The following is a 20,936-nucleotide window of genomic DNA, read 5'->3' as shown; positions in this document are numbered from 1 at the left end:
ACCGCGATCGCACTACTCTAAGCGTTAATTTCTGATTGAGGCGATTATGAAAGACGCTCAGGCCGCGTTTTATGACAGTCTTCCTTTGCTGCGCGACTTTGCCCGGCTTGCCGATCCCGTGCAGTTTTCAGCGCTTCCTGACGACTGGGTCGTCGGGGTGGCGGATATTGTTGATTCAACGGGCGAAATTGCTAAGGGCCGCTACAAGACCGTGAATATGGTCGGTGCTGCTGTCATCTCTGCCATGATCAACGCCATGAAGGGCAACGATTTCCCTTATGTGTTCGGCGGAGACGGTGCGGGTTTTGCCGTCCCCGCAAGCGCCGCCGATGACGCGCAATCCACGCTGGCCGCCTTGCGGCGCTGGGCGGAGGAGGAGTTTGGGATATCCTTGCGTGCCGCGTTGATGCCTGTTGCTGAAATCCGTGCGGCGGACCGGGATCTGCGTGTCGCCCGTTATGCACCCTCTGATGGCGTCGATTATGCCATGTTCTCGGGCGGTGGGTTGGCTTGGGCCGAGTCTCAGATGAAGGCGGGCGCGTTTGCCGCGTCTGTTGCGGAACCCGGCGCTCAACCGGATCTGACTGGCCTGTCCTGTCGATGGTCGAATATCAAGGCGGCTCATGGTCGGATCGTATCACTGGTGATCGAGCCGACCCCGCACGCGACCGAGAGCGATTTTGCGGATCTGGCGCAATCCGTTCTGGCCGCGTCAGAAGGGTTGGAGAGGGCTGGCCATCCTGTGCCAGTGAGTGGCCCGCCGATAAACTGGCCTCCGCCGGGTTTGGATATCGACGCGCATGTGTCCCGACGGGGGCGCAATGTCACAGTGCAGAAACTGGGCTTGCTGGTGCAGAACCTGCTGATTTACTTGTTGTTCAAGGCTGGGCGGCCTATGGGCAACTTCCAGCCCGAGCACTACAAGCAGATGGTCAGCCGCAACGCGGATTACCGAAAATTCGACGACGGGTTGAAGATGACGCTGGATTGCGACGAGGCGACCCTGTCGCAAATCCGGATAATGCTTGAACAGGCCCGTGGACAGGGAAAGATCCGCTATGGCCTGCATGCGCAGGATGAGGCGATGATAACCTGCTTTGTTCCCTCGGCCACGCGCGACGACCACGTTCACTTTGTGGACGGCGCATCCGGAGGATATGCTCAGGCGGCAGCCGCCATGCAGGGCTGAGGCGTTATTTCCCTTTCCACTGCGCAGCCAGTGCACGCGCGGCCTGAGCCAGCAACATGACATCAATGCCAACCGCCAGAAACTGCGCACCCATATCCAGATAGGCTTGATTGGCCTCATCCGTTGTTCCCAGAATGCCCGGAGCCTTGCCCGCAGCCCTGATCCGCGTCATGGCATCGGCGATCACGGCGCGGACTTCGGGTGCGGTACTGTCGCCCTGAAAACCCATGTCGGTGGACAGATCCGCAGGCCCGATAAACACGCCGTCGATGCCCTCGACCTGCAGAATTTCGTCCAGAGCCATTATCCCCGCGCGATTTTCCACCTGAACCAGCAGGCATATCTGGGCGTCTGCGGTTTGAATATAGTCGGTAGCCGTTCCGTACATCGTCGCACGCGACGCCATGGCCCCGACGCCCCGCACACCTTGAGGCGGGTAGCGGCACGCGCGCACCAATTCCCGCGCCTGTTGTGCGCTTTCAACCATCGGAATCAGTATCGTTGGCGCCCCGGCGTCCAACACCATCTTGATCAAAGCGGTGTCACCTACGGGCACCCGGACAACAGGATGGCAGGGACTGGACGACAACGCCATTAGCTGATCGCGAATGGATCGGATGTCGTTTGGCGCATGCTCTCCATCAATCACCAGCCAGTCGAATCCGGCCGTGCCCATGATCTCGGCGGTGACAGCCTCGGCAAAGCTGCTCCAGCAACCGATCAGGCGATCGCCGTTTTTCAGAGCCTGTTTAAAGGTATTTGTGGGCGTGGGCATGTCGAAACCTTCAAGTCAGAGAGCGGGCGATTTCAGTTATAACGTCAAATGCCATGCGGACATCCTCCTCGGTGGTTTCAAACTGACCGGCCTGAAAGCGGATCGCGAGCGTACCATCGACGCGGGTTTGGGTCAGGTAGATGCGGCCATCATCGTTGATGGCGTTGACCAGCCGCAGGTTCAGCTCGTCCAGGTCGGCCTGCGCATCAGGGGCATATCGAAACGTCCAGAGCGACCACATCGGCTGTGTGACAATTTCAAAATCCGGTTCGGCCGCCAATCGGTGATGGAGATCAACGGACCATTGCACATGGTTTCGCAGCCGCTTTCGCAACCCCTCCAGCCCATAGGCCCGCATCACGAACCATAACTTGAGCGCCCGGAACCTACGGCCCAAAGGGACGGACCATTCCGAGTAGTTGATTATCCCGTCCTTACCATGGGTCTTGAGGAATTCCGGGCTGATTGCTAGCGTCTGAACTAGATCATCGGGGTTTTTCAGGAAATGCGCGCAGCAGTCGAACTGAGCCCCAAGCCACTTGTGTGGGTTGAACACGATGCTGTCGGCCTGCTCGATTCCGGGCCAGTAGTGGCGAAATTCAGGGCAGATCATGGCCGATCCCGCCCAGGCCGCGTCTACGTGGGAATAGAGACCGTATTTCCGGGCGATCTTTAGACATTCGTCGATCGGATCAGCCGCGCCTGTGCTTGTTCCGCCGACGCACAGAATAACTCCGGCTGGATGCAAACCAGAGTCTAAGTCGGACAAAATCGCCGCTTCCAATGCCGCCGGGTCCATGCCGCGCCAGTCGCCCTTGATTGGGATGCGGACCAGATTGTCCTGTCCGATCCCGGCAACCCAGATGGCGCGATCCACCGACGTGTGAACTTCGGCGGAACAATATACCCGTAGGGGCTTTTGCCCGAACAGCCCCTGCTGGTTGCCCTGCCATTTCAACGTTTTCTCCCGCAGCGTCAGAACGGCCGCCAACGTTGCCGAGGAGGCCGAATCCTGAATAACCCCGGCGAACCCATCTGGCAGGTCCAAAGCGTGCCGTAGCCAATCCATCATGCGTGTTTCCATCTCGGTCGCGGCAGGCGAGGTCTGCCACAGCATGCATTGAGGCGCGATCGCGCTGGCCAAAAACTCGGCCAGGACAGACGGCGCAGATGCATTCGAGTTGAAATAGGCAAAGAACCGAGGATGCTGCCAATGCGTGATTCCGGGCATCACGACTTGCTCAAAGTCCGAAAAGATGTCCTCCATCGCCTGCGCGTGTTCTGGCGGGCGTTCTGGCAGTGCGTTCAGAATGTCGCCCGGTTGGGTTTGGGCCCGGACAGGTTTGTCGCCAACGGTCAGGTGATAATCCTGAGTCCACTCCGAGACTTTCTTACCCCAGTCCGAAAACTCATCCCATTTCATACCAATCTCCACCCGTTCAGCCTTACCTAGAACCTGGCTGTGATAGCTGCAGTCCAAGTGATGGTCATTCGATGCCAAAGGTCAATCGTATTCAGAGTGTCTTCAATCCGCGCGACGGCGCATGACTGACGAAATAGGCTCTAATACGGTGAATTCCCCGATTCAGGGGCCGGTTGCAGTCTGATGTGAATTCGTCCAAGATTCCTCATGACCAGCGATTTGCCCCTGACATCCCGCTCTTTACCTATTGCTTTGCTGCGTGCGCGGGAGCGCGTGATGGGCCCCGTTCGCAAAATGCTGTCAGACGCAGGTGTCACCGAGCAACAATGGCGGGTTCTGCGCGTGCTCAAAGAGGAAGGCTCGCAAGAGCCGACACATATTGCGGAACGTGCATGCCTGCTGTTGCCAAGCCTTACGCGAATCCTTCAAAAGCTGGAAACCAAGGGGTTGATCCGCCGCCATACCCATCCGGGTGACAAACGCCGCCAGATTGTGGAAATCACGGACCGGGGCGCAACGATCATTAAGGACAACATCGATGTGACGCTGCAGCTTGCAGAGGAAATCAAAGCCCAATTGGGACCAGAGCGGCACGAGGCATTGCTGGATCTTCTCAATGATCTGCACGACTTTAAAACTGAGGATACGGATTAAGACCCCGCCAGAGGCATAGGGGGGCACCCTCTGGCGGGGTTGGCCAGACGAAGACTGGACTGCGTGTCTGGCCCGTGGCCGAAGCGCCGGGTATTCCCCTGCGAACGGCTCACGCTCCGAAGATCCGGCCAACCTGAAAATATGGATGACGCTCGGCACAGAACCCCTAAGGGGAAGGAACGCTGGCCATGGTTCTCCGAAACTTATGCGCCCGGGTCAGGTCGCGTGACGCGGCCTGTTCGGGTCACGGTCGTCCTTGCCTGTGGACAGTCGGCTGCCACAGGCGGAATTCATGTTTTTTTGATATTATAACCGCGTTACATGCCGCATCTAGCCCGATGTGACAGGATTCCAAGGGGCCGGCGTGACATAAACCGCGCTGCCGAATGCAGCCTCTGCGCGGGAAGGGGGGATTGGTCGCTGACATGCCTTGCTCTGGCGGGTTTGTCGCCTAAGATGCAGGTCTCTCAACCGAAAAAGGGTCGATGATGCCAGATAGTTTGTTCTTGTTGCCCAAGCCGATCGCAATCCCGATTGAGGGCCTCTCGACCCCTTATCCGGTGGGGCGCATTTTCTGCGTCGGGCGCAACTACGCGGCGCATGCGGCCGAGATGGGCCATGAGGTTGATCGCGAAGCACCGTTCTATTTCACGAAATCCGCCGCCAATGCGGTTTTGTCCGGGGCCACAGTGCCCTTTCCACCGGGAACAGATAACTTTCATCACGAGATGGAGCTGGCCGTGGCAATCGGCAAACCCGTTTTTCGTGCGTCCCAAGCTGAGGCCGCAGATGCCGTGTATGCCTACGGGTGCGCATTGGACATGACCCGCCGAGACCTGCAGATACGAGAGAGAAACAAACAGCGCCCCTGGGATCTGGGCAAAGACCTTGAGAACGGTGCAGTCTTCGGCCCCCTGACACGGGCTACGGACTGGTCGCCGGATGACGACAAGCGTATCTTTCTAAGCGTGAATGGCGATGTGCGTCAGGACGCAACGCTGCACGAATTGATCTGGAAGATCGACGAAATCGTCAGTCATCTTTCAGGCTATTACCATCTGCGCCCCGGCGATCTGATTATGACGGGTACCCCGGCGGGCGTTGGGCCGGTTCAACACGGTGACAGGCTGGAGGGCGTGATTGACGGTTTGCAACCGATAAGCTTGACCCTTTCTGCGGCGGAATAGACCCTAAACAGGGTCTTTTAGCCAGTTGTCCGCAAACTCAACGCGTTCAAGGTCGGCGAACCTGCGTACCCGATCGAGTTCTGATTCCAACCGTCCTGTCCGCGCCGCAGACCAGCGAACCGAGCGTTCCGGCCACACTGCACTGACCCGCAGTGCATCGTCGTCCCGGTGGGCCTTCATGTCGATGCGACCGATCATTCTGTCGCCTTCCAACAGCGGAAACACGTAGTAGCCATAGGTTCGTTTTGGGGCGGGTACGAACACCTCGATCCTGTAGTGAAACCCAAACAGCTTTTCGGCCCGGTTGCGATCGCGAAGCATGGGGTCAAACGGACTAAGCACTCGGATGCGGCCCGGCGGTTTGCTCAACTGGCCTACGTCTTCCGCGCCGGGCCGAGACAGCATCTTGCGCGTCCGGCCATCGGCACAGGTGACTTCGATTTCTTCCAGTTCCCCTTTTGTTAGAGCCCGTTTGCACCATTCCCGTGCTTCGGTGGTGCTTACCGTATCCCAAAACGCGGCCAGCTCGCCCGAGGTTGCAAACCCCAGCCGGTCCATTGCCGCATTGCACAGCCAGTCAACGGTTTCCTCCGGGTCGATCTGCAGCGCCCCGGGGCAAAGGTGGTCGTCGATCACACGTTCTGTCAGGTCATAGCGTTTCTGAAATCCCTGCCGTCCAATCACGGTCAATGCCCCGGACCGCCAGAGGAACTCCAGCGCCGTTTTGGATGGGTGCCAGTCCCACCAGCCGCCCGATCCTTTCTTTTCGTCCTTGCCGACGTCTGACGAGGACACTGGCCCGTGGTCGCGGATATGCTGCAAGACGGCTTCAAATCGCTGCTCGAACCCATCACGGCGCCAATTCTTCCACCGGGATTTCAACAAATCCGCGTCTCGTTGAAACCTGAGATGCCAATGCCGGTAATACTCCATTGGGATAACGGCAGCGTCATGAGTCCAGTGTTCAAACAATGCCCGGTCGCGTTCGTACAGATGCTTCAGATTCTTCGAGCGATAGCTGGGTCTGCGGGAAAACAGGATCATGTCGTGGGCGCGGGCCACGGTGTTGATGCTGTCCAGTTGCACAAAGCCCAACCTCTGGATCAGGTCCAGAAGGTCTGCACCTTTGGCGCGGCCTGTCGGCGGTTCAAGAAGCGCGTGCCGATCCATGAACACGGCCCGCGCAGTTCGGTTGTCCAGTTGACGAAGCGCCATCAGGTCAGCGTCGTTTCAACGTGTCGCCATAGCTGATCTTGGGGGTCAGGGTCACGCGGGTGTCGACCTCGGCATTCGGGTCGGCAAGCTGCGCGGCGATGATCTCGGCCGCTTTGCGCCCGATCTCCAGCCGGCACGCATCCATCGTGGCCAGCTTGCGCGGCAAACCTTGCAAAAGCTCGACATTATTGAACCCCGCCAGACCGATCTGGCCGGGCACGTCGATGCCCTGATCCAGCAGGTAAAGCAGGCCACCCGCGCCAATCATATCGTTGGAATAATACAGAAAATCCAGTTCGGGTGAGCGTTCCAGCATGGCCTGCGTCATCTCGCGCCCCTTGGCCAGCGCAGAACCACCAGAGTAGAACTCGCGATCTTCGATTTCGACGCCGTTCTTGCCCAGCACCTCGGTAAAGCCCTCAAACCGTTTACGAGCACGGTGGTCCAGCGGCATCTTCGTGCCCATGAACCCGATATGTTCATAGCCGGCCTTGAGGATCGCCTGAGCCATCTCACGCCCGGCCCGACGGTGCGAGATCCCGACCATCGCATCCACTGGTTTGCCGTCGGTGTCCATGATCTCGACCACCGGTATCCCGGCCGAATCCAGCATGGCGCGGGCCGCGTCCGTGTGTTCCAGCCCAGCGATGATCACGCCCGAGGGCCGCCACGAGAGCATCTCGTACAGAACTTTTTCTTCTTTTTCCGGCAGGTAATCGGTGACGCCGACCACGGGTTGCAACTCGGTATCTTCCAAGACCTGATTGATGCCGGTCATAACTTCGGGAAAGACCATGTTGGACAGCGACGGGATAATGACCGCCACCAGATTGACCCGGCTTGACGCCAGCGCGCCTGCGATTTTGTTCGGGACGTAACCCAGCTCTTTCGCGGCGGCCAGAACACGGGTCCGGGTGGCGTCGGACACATCCCCGCGGTTCCGCAGAACTCGGCTAACCGTCATCTCGGATACGCCGGACGCCTCAGAGACATCGCGAAGGGTAAGCGGGCGTTTTGTATCTGTCGTCACTGGGGCACCTGCGTTGTTGTTTTGAGGAATGGTAGCGTGAACAGAACGCATTTTACAACTGTTGCGCAAAGGTCATGACAACCAGAAAAAACACAGGTAGAGAGAGCCTTGCGCGGCCCCGTGGCTCAAATGGATAGAGCAGCCCCCTCCTAAGGGGTTACAACACCAACAAAACAAGGCGCTGTTTTACAAGAAAGACTAATAAACAGTGTGTTAGGCCCGGTTAAGCCCGGACCACCCTTTACTAAGCCCGGTTATTATACTAAGCCATTCTTAAGCCCCGAGAGGGCATGGATGACTTAGGACTAGCCATGGCACGTACAGTACAGGACAAGCCCATCACCACTCGCGCATCCCGCGCGAAGCTGAATCCGTCGCCGAATGCCCACTTCCGGCGGCTGACCGACAAGCTACATGTTGGCTACAGAAAAGGAGCCAAACTGCCCGGTCTATGGACGGTGAGAATGCTGGACGCCGACGGGGTGTCTAAGCAGAAGCGCATCCCCGGTGTGGCTGACGATCTTGAGCCTGCGAACGGCAACGACGTGCTGAATTTCGACCAAGCCTGCGAAGCTGCGCGCAACATCTTCGCTCCGGCTCCTACGGCCATCACGGTCGCTCGTGCGCTGGACGACTGGTTTGCCGACAAGCTGGCGCGGGGCATGAAGCCCAGAGCGGAACACAGCACCATGAATTATGTCCTGCGGACCAAAAGATGGTTCGGCGACATGTTGGTCCTGGACCTGACTGTAAGCGACATTGAACGCTACCGTGACTCCTTCCTTGAAGGCCATGCGGAGGACCGTCTGCGCGCTCGGAGAGCTACCGCCAACCGGGACATGAACACGCTCCGCGCGGCGCTGAACTTCGCGGCTGACAGAAACCTGCCAGACGCTGCCCGGCCTTGGGGCAAGGTGAAGAACTTCGCCAAGGCTGACGCCTTCGGCAAGCGTGTCGTGGTTCTGACATTGGCCGAAGAACAGAGGCTCTACGACGCTTGTGAATCGGGTGAGGTGCGTAACCTGTGGCTGGCGGCATTCTACACGGGCGCTCGGTACGGTGAATTGGTGGCCGCGAACGTAAAAGACCTTGCCTCCCGCCGACTGACTGTTGACGGCAAGACCGGACGCCGGACCATTGTACTGTCGCCAAAGGCCGATGCGTTCTTTCGGTCGCTGGTGAAGGGGGTGAACGATCCCGACCGGGCGCTGCTGGTAGACGAGAACGGAGACCGCTGGCACCATGACCATTCGCGTGGGCCGATAGACCGGAGCATTGCGAAGGCTGATCTGCCGGAAGGCACGACCTTCTATTGTGCTAGGCATTCCTACATCACCCGGCATCTATCTCGGTCGGTCCCGGTCATGGCCATCGCCCAGAACTGCGGAACGTCGCTCGAGATGATTGAGGCGACATACGCCAACTTCGTGAAGCAGGACTTGGAGGTGTGGTTCAGTGACTGACAAGGACTTTGAAGACATGGTCTTGAGCGATGCGTTCTGGTTCGCAGCAGCCGAGGCGTTGCCATGGGAGGAGTTTAAGAGCCTGAGCCGAGCGACGCAGTTGCGCATTGGTGAGGCTGTACAAGCGGAGTGGCGTGAACAGTTTCTGGCTGAACAACGCCGACAGCATGGTGCGCGTGGCGCGGCCATTCGTAACGCTTCTACCATGAGCAAGGAGCAGATCGCCAAGCTGTGTTGGCAGATAGAAGATCGGCTGAACGCTGCCCGTATAACCAAGCCCATGAGCAAGGCCCAAGCCGCCGAGAAGATTACACCCATGGTTAGTGCCGAGCTTGGCAAGGAATACAAGGCGTCTTACATCCGCCAACTCCTTCTGATGAGGGGGAAAATTTAGCGGTACTTCTGGTATACTAGGTACTGAACGGCACGAGCTATGCAGGGGTATGACCCACGCAGGAGCTTGGAATGCCTAGAGAAAAAGAACGTATGTGGACCGTTGAGGAGGTTCTACAGGACATCATCCGTGTGAACGGTGAAGTCATCAAATCATTCGTGTCGCAGAACTATGGTGCGGTGCCCATTGACGACTTCGCATTACAGATCGGACTTCCGATCTCGACCATGCAGCAGTTGCGGAAAGAGGGCAAAGGCCCAAAGACCTTCAAGCTGGGTCGCCGCGTCTATGTTCACGTGAAGGATGCGCGTGAATGGCTGGATGAATTGTAACAAGCAGCCGAAGTTGAATCAGACGCCGCATAGAAAGTGCCCCGACCCGTCTTTGGCAGGATCGGCCGAGGCACTCTTTGATGTCTGAAAGGACAACCGAAGAATACGCCATTGCGCAAACAAGCATCGGTTCGCGTGTACTGACGCAGGCAGTGAACAACGAGCGCAGTCGGCAACGACGAGCGGAAGCTGAACGCCGAGCCGAAGAACGAGCCACCGGGTTGCCCCGGTTCGTTGTGCCAGAGGCCGACGCACCATTCGGCCCGACGCTGAATCTGGTTGAGAGTGTTCTTTCTGAAGACGACAGCCCAGAACCACCCATGCGGGATGTAGAGGGCAAGTTGGTAGAGGTACAGAACCGGGTTCCGGCTGGTCTACACCAACTCGGGACTGGTGATGGTGAAGGGGAAGAGAAACCCGCTCCTCCCGCTCCGACATTGGTTCCGCTGGAGATGAACGACGTGCTGTCGTTGGTGGAGCAGCATGTTGAATTCTACAAGATCACCCGCCGAGGCGACATTCTGGATGTGCGGTTGCCCCATCCTCATGCTAACCGACTTCGAAAGCTACACCCTGAGAAGTCTATGCTTCCGGTCGCCAAGGGGGTCTGTACCCTGCCATTCCTTTTGCCTGATGGCACGGTGATGCACGGCGAAGGATTGGACCGGGAAACCGGGCTGATCTACCGCCTGGAACCTGACGTGCTGCGCTCTATGCCCCAACACACACCATCTAACGACGAGGCATTGGATGCGCTGATGTGGTTGCGGGACGTGTGGCTGTGCGATGTAGAAACCGATTGGACCGGGTTCATCGTCGGGGTGTCTATGATGCTGAGCATGATACAGCGCATGGTGTTGCCCGGTGAGCGTCCTGCCTACGTTGTGAGTGCGGCCCAGAGGGGGGCAGGGAAGACGACCTTCGGTAACATGGTGAGTGCTGGCGTATTGGGCAAATACGCGACTGCGGCCCGATGGTCTACGGACCAAGAGGAGATGCGGAAGTCTATGCTGCCGTACATCTCCGCGGACATTCCGTTGCTGGTATTCGACAACACCCATCGCGGACAAGACATTGATAGCGACGCATTGAATGCTGCGTTGACCAGTGCCGAATACTCCGACCGAGTGTTGGGTGCGAGTTCGGTGAAATACGTACAGCCACGAACGGTGATTGTGGTGAACGGCAACAACATTCGTCCTTCCGGTGACTTCGCTTCCCCATGCCAAAAGACACTGAGTCGATGGTGATTGTCGGGTAGAAATAATATTTCTGCTCCCCTTTGATGGGGGTTTACTTAAATTAAAACAATGGGTTGGCGTAAAATTTCCCTTTGTGCCACCCATGACCAAGCGTATCCTATTGCCACATAGTGTTGGCCGGTCCTCATAGGTTGCTGTGCCAAGTCTGGTAAGAGGGCGCGCGAATGAAGAACCCGTTTCGCTCGGAACATGAACCCGAGCAACTCTCCCCAAATACCGCCCGAAACCCACTGCGTGGAGCATAGTTTGAGATTCGGTCCGGCGGACATTCGTTTCGTGGTCAAGGCCGCCAACGCGGCCAGCCACCCGCAGCGTTGAAGCCGTGAGCGTGCGCGAGGCCGGGAAAGCGAGGGAGCAAGGTCCCCATGATTGGCGGGATTGCCCGAATGGTACCCTCAAACTATTGGGGTTGTTTTGGGAAACCCGTGGCTCGTCATGTTAACTTCCCGGGCGCTAGATGCTCAACTGAGCAACCGCCAGAATTCTGATGCTGCCCGTCGTGCAGCACCGCCCCAAATAATTCCAATCGTGTGCGATGGTGAAATTAGAATTGCAAGGGTCATTAAACCCAATACACAAAAGTCATTGGCAGCTCTCTGTATTTCAACGCGGTTCTTGATAATTGCACAGGCAAGGACAATGTTAATAGAAAACACATGAAAGCTCATCCAGCGGCCCCAATCAACTGCGAAAAAGTATAGTGGGACAAAAGGTAGAGCTAATAGAACCAGCAATATGCCACTCGTCACCCTGCGGTCGCTGAGCCAAATAAGATAAGAAAATGGCGCAAGAGCTGCAACATATGAAATCAAGAAGCCCCCAAGACTTTGCGCGTCAAGACTTGAAATGACCCGTTCGAAAGCAAACGCGCTGTCGTAGCTCAGCCACGAAATTGCTCCGCTGCAAATTGAGTCATCGAGACCTCTATCGGTAAGCGCAGAGCAAATCTTATTGATGTCTTCTGTTCCCGGATTGCTAATGGCAAAGAAAAATGCAAATATCGAAAAACACAATATGGTTGCGATTGTGATCGCAAATTGTGTCACTGAATCTTTATGCAATTCGCATAAGTAAACTATCGCAAGTAAAGTTGGTGCGAACAGAGTCATCGCTTCGTGCGACAATGTACTAACGCAGTATAAAACAACCCCTAACCAAAGAAGTACGTAATTCGATCGCAATGCGCCGAGGGCATATATGGAAACGCCCGCAAAAACGATAAGCTCTTTTCGAACAGAACCCTGAGGGTCAGCGACCCAAAATACTGTAAAAATTGCTGGAGAAGCAAAAAAAAGCAAAGATATCTTTGGGTTGCGAATTTCCGTGATAAGCAGTCGATAAGCAATAAAGAGTACGGCAAGGAGTGCTATCTGGATGACCGAAACAAGCAGGAGTAGATTTATACCAAGTACGTCTGAAATTGAGATGATGCCTGATCCAAATGGACCTCGCCTTATGAGGCCTGCCGCATTATTAATGAGCCAGTCACCCTGCTTCCATTCGTTCCCGCCTATTAGACAGTCATAAACAACCCTGAGCGAAATATATGTAAAGCTGAGAGATAGAAATACGTCAGCTAGAGTTCTAAACCTTGACGGACGACCTGATGTATTGGATGCCATGGATTGTTCGCGCATCATATCTCCATATGCTTGAAAACCCGCTCCGGAATGTTCCGGATAATGAACATGATCAGGCGCCAAATCGGACGGACGTAGATCACGTCCTTCTTGCGTTCGACAGCACGCGCTATGGCATCCGCGACTTCGTTCGGTTCAGCGGTCAGCTTGGCTGGCAGGTCCATACCCGCGGTCATCTGCGTCGCAACAAACCCAGGTAGGACTGTCACAACGTGGACACCGCGTTTGGCAAGACGGTTGCGCAGGCCTGAGAGGTAAGCTGTGAAGCCTGCCTTCGCGGAACCATAGACGTAGTTCGTAGCCCTACCGCGGTCCCCGGCGACCGAACTGATGCCGACAATCGTGCCATTGCCGCGGTCCTCAAATCGATTTGCCAGGATTGCCAGAATACTGGCTGGACCTTCGTAGTTGCTTCGCATGACGCGGGCTGCGGCCGTAACGCAGCGTTCATTCTCTGTTTGCTGTCCCATTAGACCGACAGCACTGACCGCGATCTGAGGCAGCGCTGGCAAATCTGCGATGAAGGCCTCGTGCGTCTCCGTGGCCAGCGCATCGAATTCATGCGTGCTTACCGATACTCCGTAGCGCAACTCCATGTCAATTTTGTCGGCTTCAAGGCTGGAGACATCGCGCGCAGCCAACTGAACGAAGTGTCCGAGTGAAGCAAACTTGTGTGCGACGGCTTTGCCGATATCTGATCGGGCGCCGAGAATAAGAACCGGGGGTTTTGTCACAGGGCCAGCCTTTCTGATTGTGCCGACCGGAACCGGCTGGTGAACCCTTCGCTGTCGCGCTTGGCTTGAAAGTCTGCGGCGCGAGGATCTGACGCGCGCAGCGTCGCACTGGTCATCCGGCTGTCCTTCGCTAGGTAGAAGCGGCCACCATGTGCGATCGTGACTTGGTCGAGGCGTTCGAGCAGCGCGAGGGTCTTGGAGTTGACGGGAAAATCGAGCGCCAGCGTGTAGCCTTCCATCGGGAAGGAGAAAGCGCTTTCCTGTTTGCCAAAGCGCTTGAGCACGGCCAAGAAGGACCCGGATCCGGCCTTCGCAATCTCGGAGAGCAGCGCCGTGAGTCCGGCTTCCGATTGCTCCAAAGGCAATGCGCACTGGAATTGCGCAAACCCCTTCCGGCCATAGATCCGGTTCCACCCTAGGATCGCATCAAGCGGATAGAAGTAGCTGTCCCAGTCCACCATTTTCGTGCCGGTATTTCGTGCTCCGGCCCAGTAGTAGAGGGCATTGAAGGCCCGTACCGTTAGGCTGTTAAGTGTAAACGCGGGGAAGTCCATCGGGACGCTGAGCTTGCGCTTGGATTTGATTTGGAAAGGCGCTTGCAACTGCCTTGGTGACAGATCAGCAAGGGCCGCATGCTCCCCGAGCATCAAAAGGGAGCGGCCGAGATTACCGTTAGTTCCGAGGCAATCAATCCAGGCCACTGAATAGGTCGCATCATGCGAGGCCTCGAATGCAGCCATGGCGGCCTTAAGGTTCGGGGTCGCAACAGTAGTCTGGCGGATCCAGGCGGTCTCAACCGGCCGCAGACGAATTGCCGCGCGCAGGATGATGCCAGTCAGGCCCATGCCGCCCAACGTATAGGCGAACAGCTCAGCATCGTCATTGGCGGAGCAGCGCCGTGTTTGTCCATCGGGCCCCATGATATCGATCCAGTCGACGCAGCTGCGGAAGCTTCCGTCCCGATGGTGGTTCTTGCCGTGGACATCCGCTGCGATCGCGCCGCCCAGCGTGACAAACTTGGTCCCCGGTGTAACCATTGGGAACCAGCCCCGGGGCAGAAAGGCAGCTATGATATCGCCCAAAAGGACACCAGATTCGGCAACTAGCTCACCAGAAGCGGGGTCGAAGGCTATCATCTTATTGAGGTGCCGCGTCTCAAATGTGGCGGAGGTATTTATAGCACTGTCGCCATAGGCACGACCATTGCCGCGGGCAATAAGGTTAGGCTCGGCGAGGACCAGAGCCTGCAGTGCGTCCATGCTGCGCGGCTGATGCGTCCGCGCCTCCAGCACCGGATATCGCCCCCATCCCGACAACTTCATGCCGACGTCGCCAGTTGTTTGTCTGTGAATACAAACCGTCGATCAAGATTGTACTTCGCAACATAGCCGACCGAGAGCCCTAGCATCGCTCCAAGCTCACGCATCGGGTTGGTTTTCCAGATCAACCAGAACGCTGTTTCCGTGCCCCAGAAGATCGTCGTCGTGACCAGCCCCATAGCCGTGTAGAGCAAGAACTTCCGGCTGTGGTTTACTACGCCGGTTTCGACGTCGTAGAAGATCCAGTGCTTGTCGAGCACGTATTTAATCACCAACCCGACGATGGTCCCTGCACCGACAGCTCCCGTGAAATAGATGCCTGTTTCCCCGAACTGCAGGACAAACCGCTGGGTGGCGAGGTTGGCGAGGGTCGCCATCATGGCAAAGGCGGCATAGCGGGTGATAAGCGCCTGCAAGGTCATGCCAGCACACCCCCAAGGACAAAGCCAAGGATAATTAGAAAGCACATCTGGCTGATCCGGTCTGTCGCTGCATAAACAACTGGATCGTCGTGGATATAGCCGCGATGGGTAACCATGACAGTTCGGGTTATCCAGTAAAGCAGCACCGCACAGACGCCCCAAAGGGCTTCGGGATGTGCATAGAGTTCGATCACCGCTGGCGAATTGACGTAGAGCGTCATCACGAGTACAGACACATAGCCCGCCCCGATCGCGATCATTGAGATGATTGGCAGGTCATCCACATGGTAACCGCGTCCGCTGGCCTTGAGGCTGCCGCGATCAGCACTGTCGATCAGCTCTGCTTGACGCTTAACAGCAGCCAAAGACAGGAAGAAGAACACCGAGAACGCGAGCAGCCAGACTGATAACGAAATTTCAGTGGCGACACCGCCTGCGATGATCCGGGCCGTGTAGAGCCCAGCCAGCACACAGATGTCGATGACGATCCGGCGTTTGAGATTTAGGGAGTAGGCGGTTGTCAGAATGTAATAGGCCATCATGACTAGCAGGAATGAAGGGCTGATGCAGATCGCCAGCAGGCCGCCCAGGATCAGTAGCCCTCCTGCCATCCATGTGCCGTGAACAATCGGAACGCTGCCGGAAGCAAAGGGTCGCAGTTTTTTGCGCGGGTGCACGCGGTCGGCAGCGAGATCGAGAAGATCATTAAGCACATAGACGCTCGAAGCCACCACGCTGAAGCAGACGAAGGCGAGCAATGACAGGAGAAAAGTCTGACTGTTAAAGTGATGCGCCGCCAGCATGGGCAGGAAAACGAGCAAATTTTTCAACCATTGATGCGGTCTCAACGCCTTGATGTAGGGTTTGACTGACTTTCTATCAGTTACGAGATGCTCGACGCTGTCACAGACTAGTTCAGCTTCGCGGCGCAGGGTCGCCGAGGCGTTCACGGTGATCGCCTTAGCTGCCCGCTTCCAGACCGGCAGATCAGCCATCGCATCGCCCATATAGGTAAAACCCTTTGACCCGAATCTCTCCTCCAAAAATTGCCCTTTTCGGTCGCCCTTCAAGTTCAGCTTGCCATCCGATCCGTGGACTTCGTCGAAGATCCCGAGGTGCCCAGCGATTGCTTCGGCGAAATCACGATCACTGGCAGTCACAAGCGCTGTTTTGCCGCCAGACGCGCGCCACTCATGCACGAAGGTAATCACTTTAAGATCGTAGGGGAGAGTTGCGGCCTCGACGGTAGAAGCCACTGCCAGATGGCGCTTAAGCGATGCCCGGCCATTGGTCAGAGCAGCCATCGAAAGGAAAGGACTCCGCCAGTCACGCCCGAAGGCGGACCAGAAACTCTCGTGAAGCATATCGCTGCGCAAGAGCGTTCCATCAAGGTCGACCACCAACAAGCCCGGAGTGAAATCATCAATATTTTCAAGAGATACAGCGGTCATGTGGCGCCTCGAAGACTTTGAACTCTTCTACAACGCAATACGTGTTCGTGCAATCTTAGAACAGCATGTCGGCTTAGATGAGGAGCCTTCAAATCACTTCTCAAACTCTACGACCTTTGCATTGGACGTTACGAGTTTGACGGGCACCAACGCCACCCCCTGTATCTCATCTCTCCGCCCGGGGCCTATGCTTAGGAGCCCATGCAGGGCGTCGCGAGTGTATAGAAAGCGACACCCAGCACCTCACGCTTGCCGTCCTGGTTCACAGCGACATCGATAATCACGCATGGCCAACGATCCGGCCACAGTCACGCACCTTCCTATAGGTCGCATCGAACTACAGATAGTACCACACCTCTTCGAGCGGCCGGGCCAGGAACGCGTTCACCCGCTCACCGATCTCGGTGCAAAGCCGGCTGACCAGGCTCTTAGACTTGCCGCCCGCATCCGTGGCCGCACCCGTCCGGGCCTCAACCTCCGCCTCCGCGACCCGTTCGAGATCAAAAGCCGGCAACTCGCGAATACAGTCGCCACTAGCCCGCTGTTCAACAAGCTGGTGCAGAGCCATATTATTATCGTCAATCATCGTCGTTTCCGGGTTTGCTTTTAAGTTTCGCAACCCGACCCTTCTCCGAAGACCGGCGATGGCGGCCGGTATTTCCGTCGGCAGCGTGCTGCGCTACACTGGAGGCTTTGCACATGGTTTCCACTACCACTGGGGACACTGCTGTATCATCCGCGGGGGCTTACTATGAAGGCCGAGCAGCTTCGTGCCTGTTTGCAACTTGGCAAAACTGGCGTATCGAGACCACTGAATTGTGACAGTGAGGATCGTCGCATTTAGCACATCGACCTTCCGTGCCCTCTCAACGGCGGCTACGACGTGTGGCGCGGAATAATCGAGCGCGTGGGGCCGAGAAGGTGACTAAGGAAGGTCGGCACGGGCGTAAGAAATTGCCCGAAACGGACGCTTAAGCTATAGGAATTTGGGAAAACCAAGCGTGTTTCAAGACTAGGTTGAAAACATGACGGCATCGACGCTTGCGTTGGTTTCTCCATAGTCCAGCTTAGCTCCATCCATCTAACCCTACTATCAATCGGCCAGCGGCTGCACCGAGCCGCACAGCGCAGGGAATTTCTTGGCCAGAAGGGCTTTAGTTGCACCCTTTACGTGCGTAACCTAATCTTACTCATGCCTTTTTCTGAAAAACTTTCAAAATTCCTCTTCATTGTGTCCATTATCACCGTTGGTTTGGGTGGGGCTTTTAGCTACGGAGTGCTAGCATATATGCATGAGCTCCAGCCGGTACCGGCCATTCGGGCGACTAAAGAAATGCTCGAAGAACTTTTCGACGCAAGCGACAGAATACTCCAAACCGACCAACTTCTGGAAGCCTCGTCGGTCGAAATTCACCGTCTAGACGCGCTTCAACCAGGACTTGTTATGGTGGCAGGTATTGAAGATGGGCGTAATACAAGCGTGAAGATCATTGATCGTGCTGGTAATGTATTCCAGGAATGGTTACTCGTCTGGTCTGAAGTCTGGCCGGATGGTGAAGGTGACTTCCCGGCCAGTAGACTTCCGGAGAAAGGAATGTATCTGCATGGCTTAGATATTCTACCCGATGGGAGTTTGGTTGCTAACTTCGAACATCTGAGCACTTTCCGTATCGATGTTTGTAGTCGGGTTAATTGGAAGCTGGACAATCTAGGGCATCATGCGGTGCATTTCGCATATGATGATACAGTCTGGGTAACTGCAGAAGAATTAATTGAATCAGGCCCGACTGGCTACCCACTCCACGAAGCCCCGCTACGCTCCTGGACATTGCAGCAACTTGATCAAGAGGGAAAAGTTATGCGGGACATCTCTGTTTTCGACATTCTCGTTGAAAATGACTTGATGGGATTACTTTATATGTCGAGTTTGAAAAACAGCGCTCCGTATGTCGTCCTTGGCGATACACTGCACCTAAATGATGTTGATGTTTTCCCAGATGGTATCGAATCTACGGTTTTCTCTCCTGGAGATTTGATGTTGTCACTTCGCAACATCAACGCGGTGCTCGTTGTTGAGCCCGATAGCCTTAAGCTGAAATTCATGACAATAGGCGGCGTCGTGCGACATCATGATCCGGACTTCTTGCCTGGCGACAGAATCTCGATCTTTGACAATCGAAACTTTACGATAGCAAGTGGCTATGGGCCGGCAGCCAGCCGAATTGTCGAAATCAATGCAAGAACGGGTGAGCAGACCGTCGTGCTGGATGGATCGATCGAAGAGCCGTTCTTCACCAATATAATGGGCACGCATGAACGTCTGACGAATGGGAATATTCTTGTCAATGAAAGCGATGCCGGTCGTTTGCTTGAATACACCGCGTCGGGAGAACTCGTCTGGAGATATGACAATCGTCTGTCGAATGGTAGAAACGGTAGAACCTTTATCGGTATGGTTCTGCCTGCGAATATGGACGAGATGTTCTTCGACGCACAGAAAGAGGCCTGCAAATGATGACAAAGTTCCTAGCTTGGACAGCCGGCATGACAGCCTGCTTGGCAGCGACGGCTATGATGGTATCTCCGGCCCACGCATATATCGGTCCCGGCGCTGGGGCCGGTGCAATTGCCATCACGCTCGCGCTCGTCGTTGGTTTATTACTGCTCGTGGTTGCGCTGGTGTGGTACCCTCTTAAGCGCGTACTAAAGAGGCGCAAAAAGGGTGAAGGACCGCCCAAGAGCTGATGATCATTGCTCTTGCTGTATCATTGGTTGCGGTAGCTGCCTTCGCGGTAGCAATCTGGAGGAGTAGGATCATTCTGGTTTCGCGAGAAGCGATTGCGAGCGCGTTTACTGGTCTGTCGGCAATGGTGGACAGTGAGCTCGACGACACCGCTAAAGAGGTCGCTGTAAGAGCCGCAGCGTTCACTCTGTTGAAGGCAGCCTTGTCGATCGCGCTGCGGTTTGCGTTTGTTCTGGCTGCAGCCGCCTTTCCGATCTTGCTCACTGATTTCGTGGGGTTCGTCAGCGCCGATATTGTGATGGGTTTGATGCTCAGATTGGACTTCATAGTCGTTGCTTCGCTTTTAGCGATCATCCTTGGCGTAGTTTACCGAAAACTCCGACCCGCTGCCGAGGCAGACGGTACCGATCCGGATCGATACTCACCATCTGAACAGTTCATCCATGCAATGGCCTTCTCCAGCCCGCGGGTTCAGACGGCCGCGTCTTGGCTGGAAGATCGGCTAATTTCTGAAACGAGCGTAACGCCGTCAGCGCCACCGATCTTCGTGACCTCGATCGCGCGTGGCGGTACGACAGCGCTGCTCAACGCATTGCACGACATCCCTGGCGTAGCGACCCATACCTATAGGGATATGCCGTTCATCTCCGCCCCCAGGCTCTGGGACAGGCTTTCGGGAGGAAACAAACGTCAGGTCGCCCGCAAACCTCGCGCACATGGAGATGGTCTGGAGATTGATCTCGACACTCCCGAAGCCTTCGAAGAGATCTTCTGGAAGTTATTCTGGCCAGAGAAATATCGTGCTGACGGCATCAGGATGTGGGGTAGCGCGGACCGGAAGCCTGAGGCCGACCATTTCATCGCGCGGCACATGACCAAGATCGTCGCTGCGCGTCTAGCTTCAGGCAAGACTGATGGGGCCGGCCAAGCCGTCTACTGCTCGAAAAACAATGCCAACATTGCTCGCATTTCTTATCTGACTGAAAGCTTCCCCGGCTGCCGGATTGTCGTACCCGTGCGGCGCCCGGAAAGCCACGCTGCATCGCTGATGCGACAGCACAATAATTTCCTCAAGCTGCAGGCGGACGAGCCCTTTGTTCAACGCTATATGCGCGATATCGGCCACTTCGAGTTTGGCCTGATCCATAAGCCGCTCATGTTCCCAGGGTTCCAAATCGGTAACTATGATCCCTCGTCACCGGACTACTGGCTCGATTACTGGTTGCACGCTTTCCGCTATGTGCGAAAGAATGACGCTAAGTGTATCTTGGTGCTGCAGGACGACCTTCGGTCGAATCCGGTCGAGACAATGAGTTCGCTCTGCTTGGCCCTTAAGCTAGATATTGGGCTATTGGATCTTAGCAGCTACTTTCGATCCGGCGCTGACCAGACGCAGACGGACTGCTACGATCCCGCTCTGCTGAAGGAGGCTACCGCGTTATACGGTGAACTTCAGGATCTGTCCCATCGACAACTGAACCAATTTCAGCTCGGTAACGACGCGTCGCGAGTAAATTCGGCAGTTGAACAGCCGTAGATCATGCGTTACCTCGAAGGTCGTAGGCTTCACCCGTTTGTGGATGCAAAGCTTCTTGACTGCGAGGAAGCTGGACTGTTCGTGACCGCTGCGGCCCTCCGGCGAAAAATGCGGTTCCGTAAAGGCAAAGCCTTGGAATTGTGCGAACATTCCACTATTGAATAGT

At 56.1% G+C, this 20,936-nt stretch carries 18 protein-coding genes and 1 pseudogene; 9 read left to right on the top strand and 10 right to left on the bottom strand.

Annotated features, from left to right (window positions below):
- Nucleotides 1-46: 46 nt before the first annotated feature.
- Nucleotides 47-1,189, top strand: coding sequence for a DUF3095 domain-containing protein (locus tag ACR0B7_RS09970; protein ID WP_480681374.1), 1,143 nt, complete (start codon nucleotides 47-49; stop codon nucleotides 1,187-1,189).
- Between the two features lie 4 nt (nucleotides 1,190-1,193).
- On the opposite strand, the gene ACR0B7_RS09965 is transcribed toward ACR0B7_RS09970, so the two are convergent.
- Nucleotides 1,194-1,964 carry an HpcH/HpaI aldolase family protein gene (locus ACR0B7_RS09965; RefSeq protein WP_170483273.1) on the bottom strand — a complete coding sequence of 257 codons (771 nt, stop codon included), beginning with the start codon at nucleotides 1,962-1,964 and terminating at the stop codon, nucleotides 1,194-1,196.
- Nucleotides 1,965-1,974: 10 nt separating this feature from the next.
- A complete protein-coding gene (locus ACR0B7_RS09960) occupies nucleotides 1,975-3,387 on the bottom strand; it encodes a pyridoxal-dependent decarboxylase (protein WP_170483276.1) in 1,413 nt (470 codons plus the stop codon).
- Between the two features lie 207 nt (nucleotides 3,388-3,594).
- On the opposite strand from ACR0B7_RS09960, the gene hpaR reads away from it, so the two are divergent.
- Both hpaR and ACR0B7_RS09950 read left to right on the top strand, forming a co-directional pair.
- Nucleotides 3,595-4,041 (top strand): homoprotocatechuate degradation operon regulator HpaR, encoded by a 447-nt coding sequence (gene hpaR, locus ACR0B7_RS09955; protein ID WP_170483278.1) that lies wholly within the window; start codon nucleotides 3,595-3,597, stop codon nucleotides 4,039-4,041.
- Nucleotides 4,042-4,529: 488 nt separating this feature from the next.
- Complete coding sequence (locus ACR0B7_RS09950; protein WP_170576726.1) at nucleotides 4,530-5,228, top strand: fumarylacetoacetate hydrolase family protein; 699 nt, start codon at nucleotides 4,530-4,532, stop codon at nucleotides 5,226-5,228.
- A gap of 3 nt (nucleotides 5,229-5,231) precedes the next feature.
- Here ACR0B7_RS09950 and ACR0B7_RS09945 read toward each other — a convergent pair whose 3' ends face one another.
- Both ACR0B7_RS09945 and ACR0B7_RS09940 read right to left on the bottom strand, forming a co-directional pair.
- Complete coding sequence (locus ACR0B7_RS09945; protein ID WP_170483283.1) at nucleotides 5,232-6,443, bottom strand: DNA glycosylase AlkZ-like family protein; 1,212 nt, start codon at nucleotides 6,441-6,443, stop codon at nucleotides 5,232-5,234.
- Nucleotides 6,444-6,447: 4 nt separating this feature from the next.
- Nucleotides 6,448-7,473, bottom strand: coding sequence for a LacI family DNA-binding transcriptional regulator (locus ACR0B7_RS09940; protein WP_170387201.1), 1,026 nt, complete (start codon nucleotides 7,471-7,473; stop codon nucleotides 6,448-6,450).
- Between the two features lie 311 nt (nucleotides 7,474-7,784).
- Between ACR0B7_RS09940 and ACR0B7_RS09935 the strand changes: the two genes are divergently transcribed.
- The 4 genes from ACR0B7_RS09935 (at nucleotide 7,785) to ACR0B7_RS09920 (ending at nucleotide 10,912) form a co-directional block, all read left to right on the top strand.
- Nucleotides 7,785-8,936 (top strand): tyrosine-type recombinase/integrase, encoded by a 1,152-nt coding sequence (locus ACR0B7_RS09935; protein ID WP_480681370.1) that lies wholly within the window; start codon nucleotides 7,785-7,787, stop codon nucleotides 8,934-8,936.
- A complete protein-coding gene (locus ACR0B7_RS09930) occupies nucleotides 8,929-9,330 on the top strand; it encodes a hypothetical protein (RefSeq protein WP_170483287.1) in 402 nt (133 codons plus the stop codon). Before ACR0B7_RS09935 ends, ACR0B7_RS09930 begins: the two co-directional genes overlap by 8 nt.
- Before the next feature lie 71 nt (nucleotides 9,331-9,401).
- Nucleotides 9,402-9,662, top strand: coding sequence for a MerR family transcriptional regulator (locus tag ACR0B7_RS09925; protein WP_170483289.1), 261 nt, complete (start codon nucleotides 9,402-9,404; stop codon nucleotides 9,660-9,662).
- Nucleotides 9,663-9,742: 80 nt separating this feature from the next.
- A complete protein-coding gene (locus ACR0B7_RS09920) occupies nucleotides 9,743-10,912 on the top strand; it encodes a hypothetical protein (RefSeq protein ID WP_170483291.1) in 1,170 nt (389 codons plus the stop codon).
- Nucleotides 10,913-11,385: 473 nt separating this feature from the next.
- Here ACR0B7_RS09920 and ACR0B7_RS09915 read toward each other — a convergent pair whose 3' ends face one another.
- The 6 genes and pseudogenes from ACR0B7_RS09915 to ACR0B7_RS09890 all read right to left on the bottom strand — a co-directional run.
- Nucleotides 11,386-12,561 carry a hypothetical protein gene (locus tag ACR0B7_RS09915; protein WP_170483293.1) on the bottom strand — a complete coding sequence of 392 codons (1,176 nt, stop codon included), beginning with the start codon at nucleotides 12,559-12,561 and terminating at the stop codon, nucleotides 11,386-11,388.
- Entirely contained in the window at nucleotides 12,561-13,298 is a 738-nt protein-coding gene (locus ACR0B7_RS09910; protein WP_170483294.1) for an SDR family oxidoreductase, read from the bottom strand. The genes ACR0B7_RS09915 and ACR0B7_RS09910 overlap by 1 nt, the downstream gene beginning before the upstream one ends.
- A complete protein-coding gene (locus tag ACR0B7_RS09905; protein WP_170483296.1) occupies nucleotides 13,295-14,620 on the bottom strand; it encodes an FAD-binding oxidoreductase in 1,326 nt (441 codons plus the stop codon). Before ACR0B7_RS09905 ends, ACR0B7_RS09910 begins: the two co-directional genes overlap by 4 nt.
- Nucleotides 14,617-15,039, bottom strand: a complete 423-nt coding sequence (locus ACR0B7_RS09900; RefSeq protein ID WP_170483299.1) for a GtrA family protein — start codon at nucleotides 15,037-15,039, stop codon at nucleotides 14,617-14,619. The genes ACR0B7_RS09905 and ACR0B7_RS09900 overlap by 4 nt, the downstream gene beginning before the upstream one ends.
- The gene (locus ACR0B7_RS09895) at nucleotides 15,036-16,490 is read right to left on the bottom strand and encodes a UbiA family prenyltransferase (RefSeq protein WP_170483301.1); all 1,455 of its coding nucleotides are present in this window, start codon (nucleotides 16,488-16,490) and stop codon (nucleotides 15,036-15,038) included. The genes ACR0B7_RS09900 and ACR0B7_RS09895 overlap by 4 nt, the downstream gene beginning before the upstream one ends.
- A 227-nt stretch (nucleotides 16,491-16,717) precedes the next feature.
- Nucleotides 16,718-17,076 (bottom strand): annotated as a pseudogene (locus ACR0B7_RS09890) (transposase); the annotation flags it as partial.
- Nucleotides 17,077-17,661: 585 nt separating this feature from the next.
- On the opposite strand from ACR0B7_RS09890, the gene ACR0B7_RS09885 reads away from it, so the two are divergent.
- Nucleotides 17,662-19,005 (top strand): arylsulfotransferase family protein, encoded by a 1,344-nt coding sequence (locus ACR0B7_RS09885; protein WP_170569872.1) that lies wholly within the window; start codon nucleotides 17,662-17,664, stop codon nucleotides 19,003-19,005.
- A 229-nt stretch (nucleotides 19,006-19,234) separates the two neighbouring features.
- Entirely contained in the window at nucleotides 19,235-20,770 is a 1,536-nt protein-coding gene (locus ACR0B7_RS09880; protein WP_170483308.1) for a sulfotransferase, read from the top strand.
- Nucleotides 20,771-20,936: the final 166 nt, after the last annotated feature.

It is taken from the genome of Ruegeria sp. BB6, from assembly GCF_056539385.1.
Note: the sequence above shows the minus strand (reverse complement) of the source record. Positions and strands in the feature narration are given on the sequence as shown.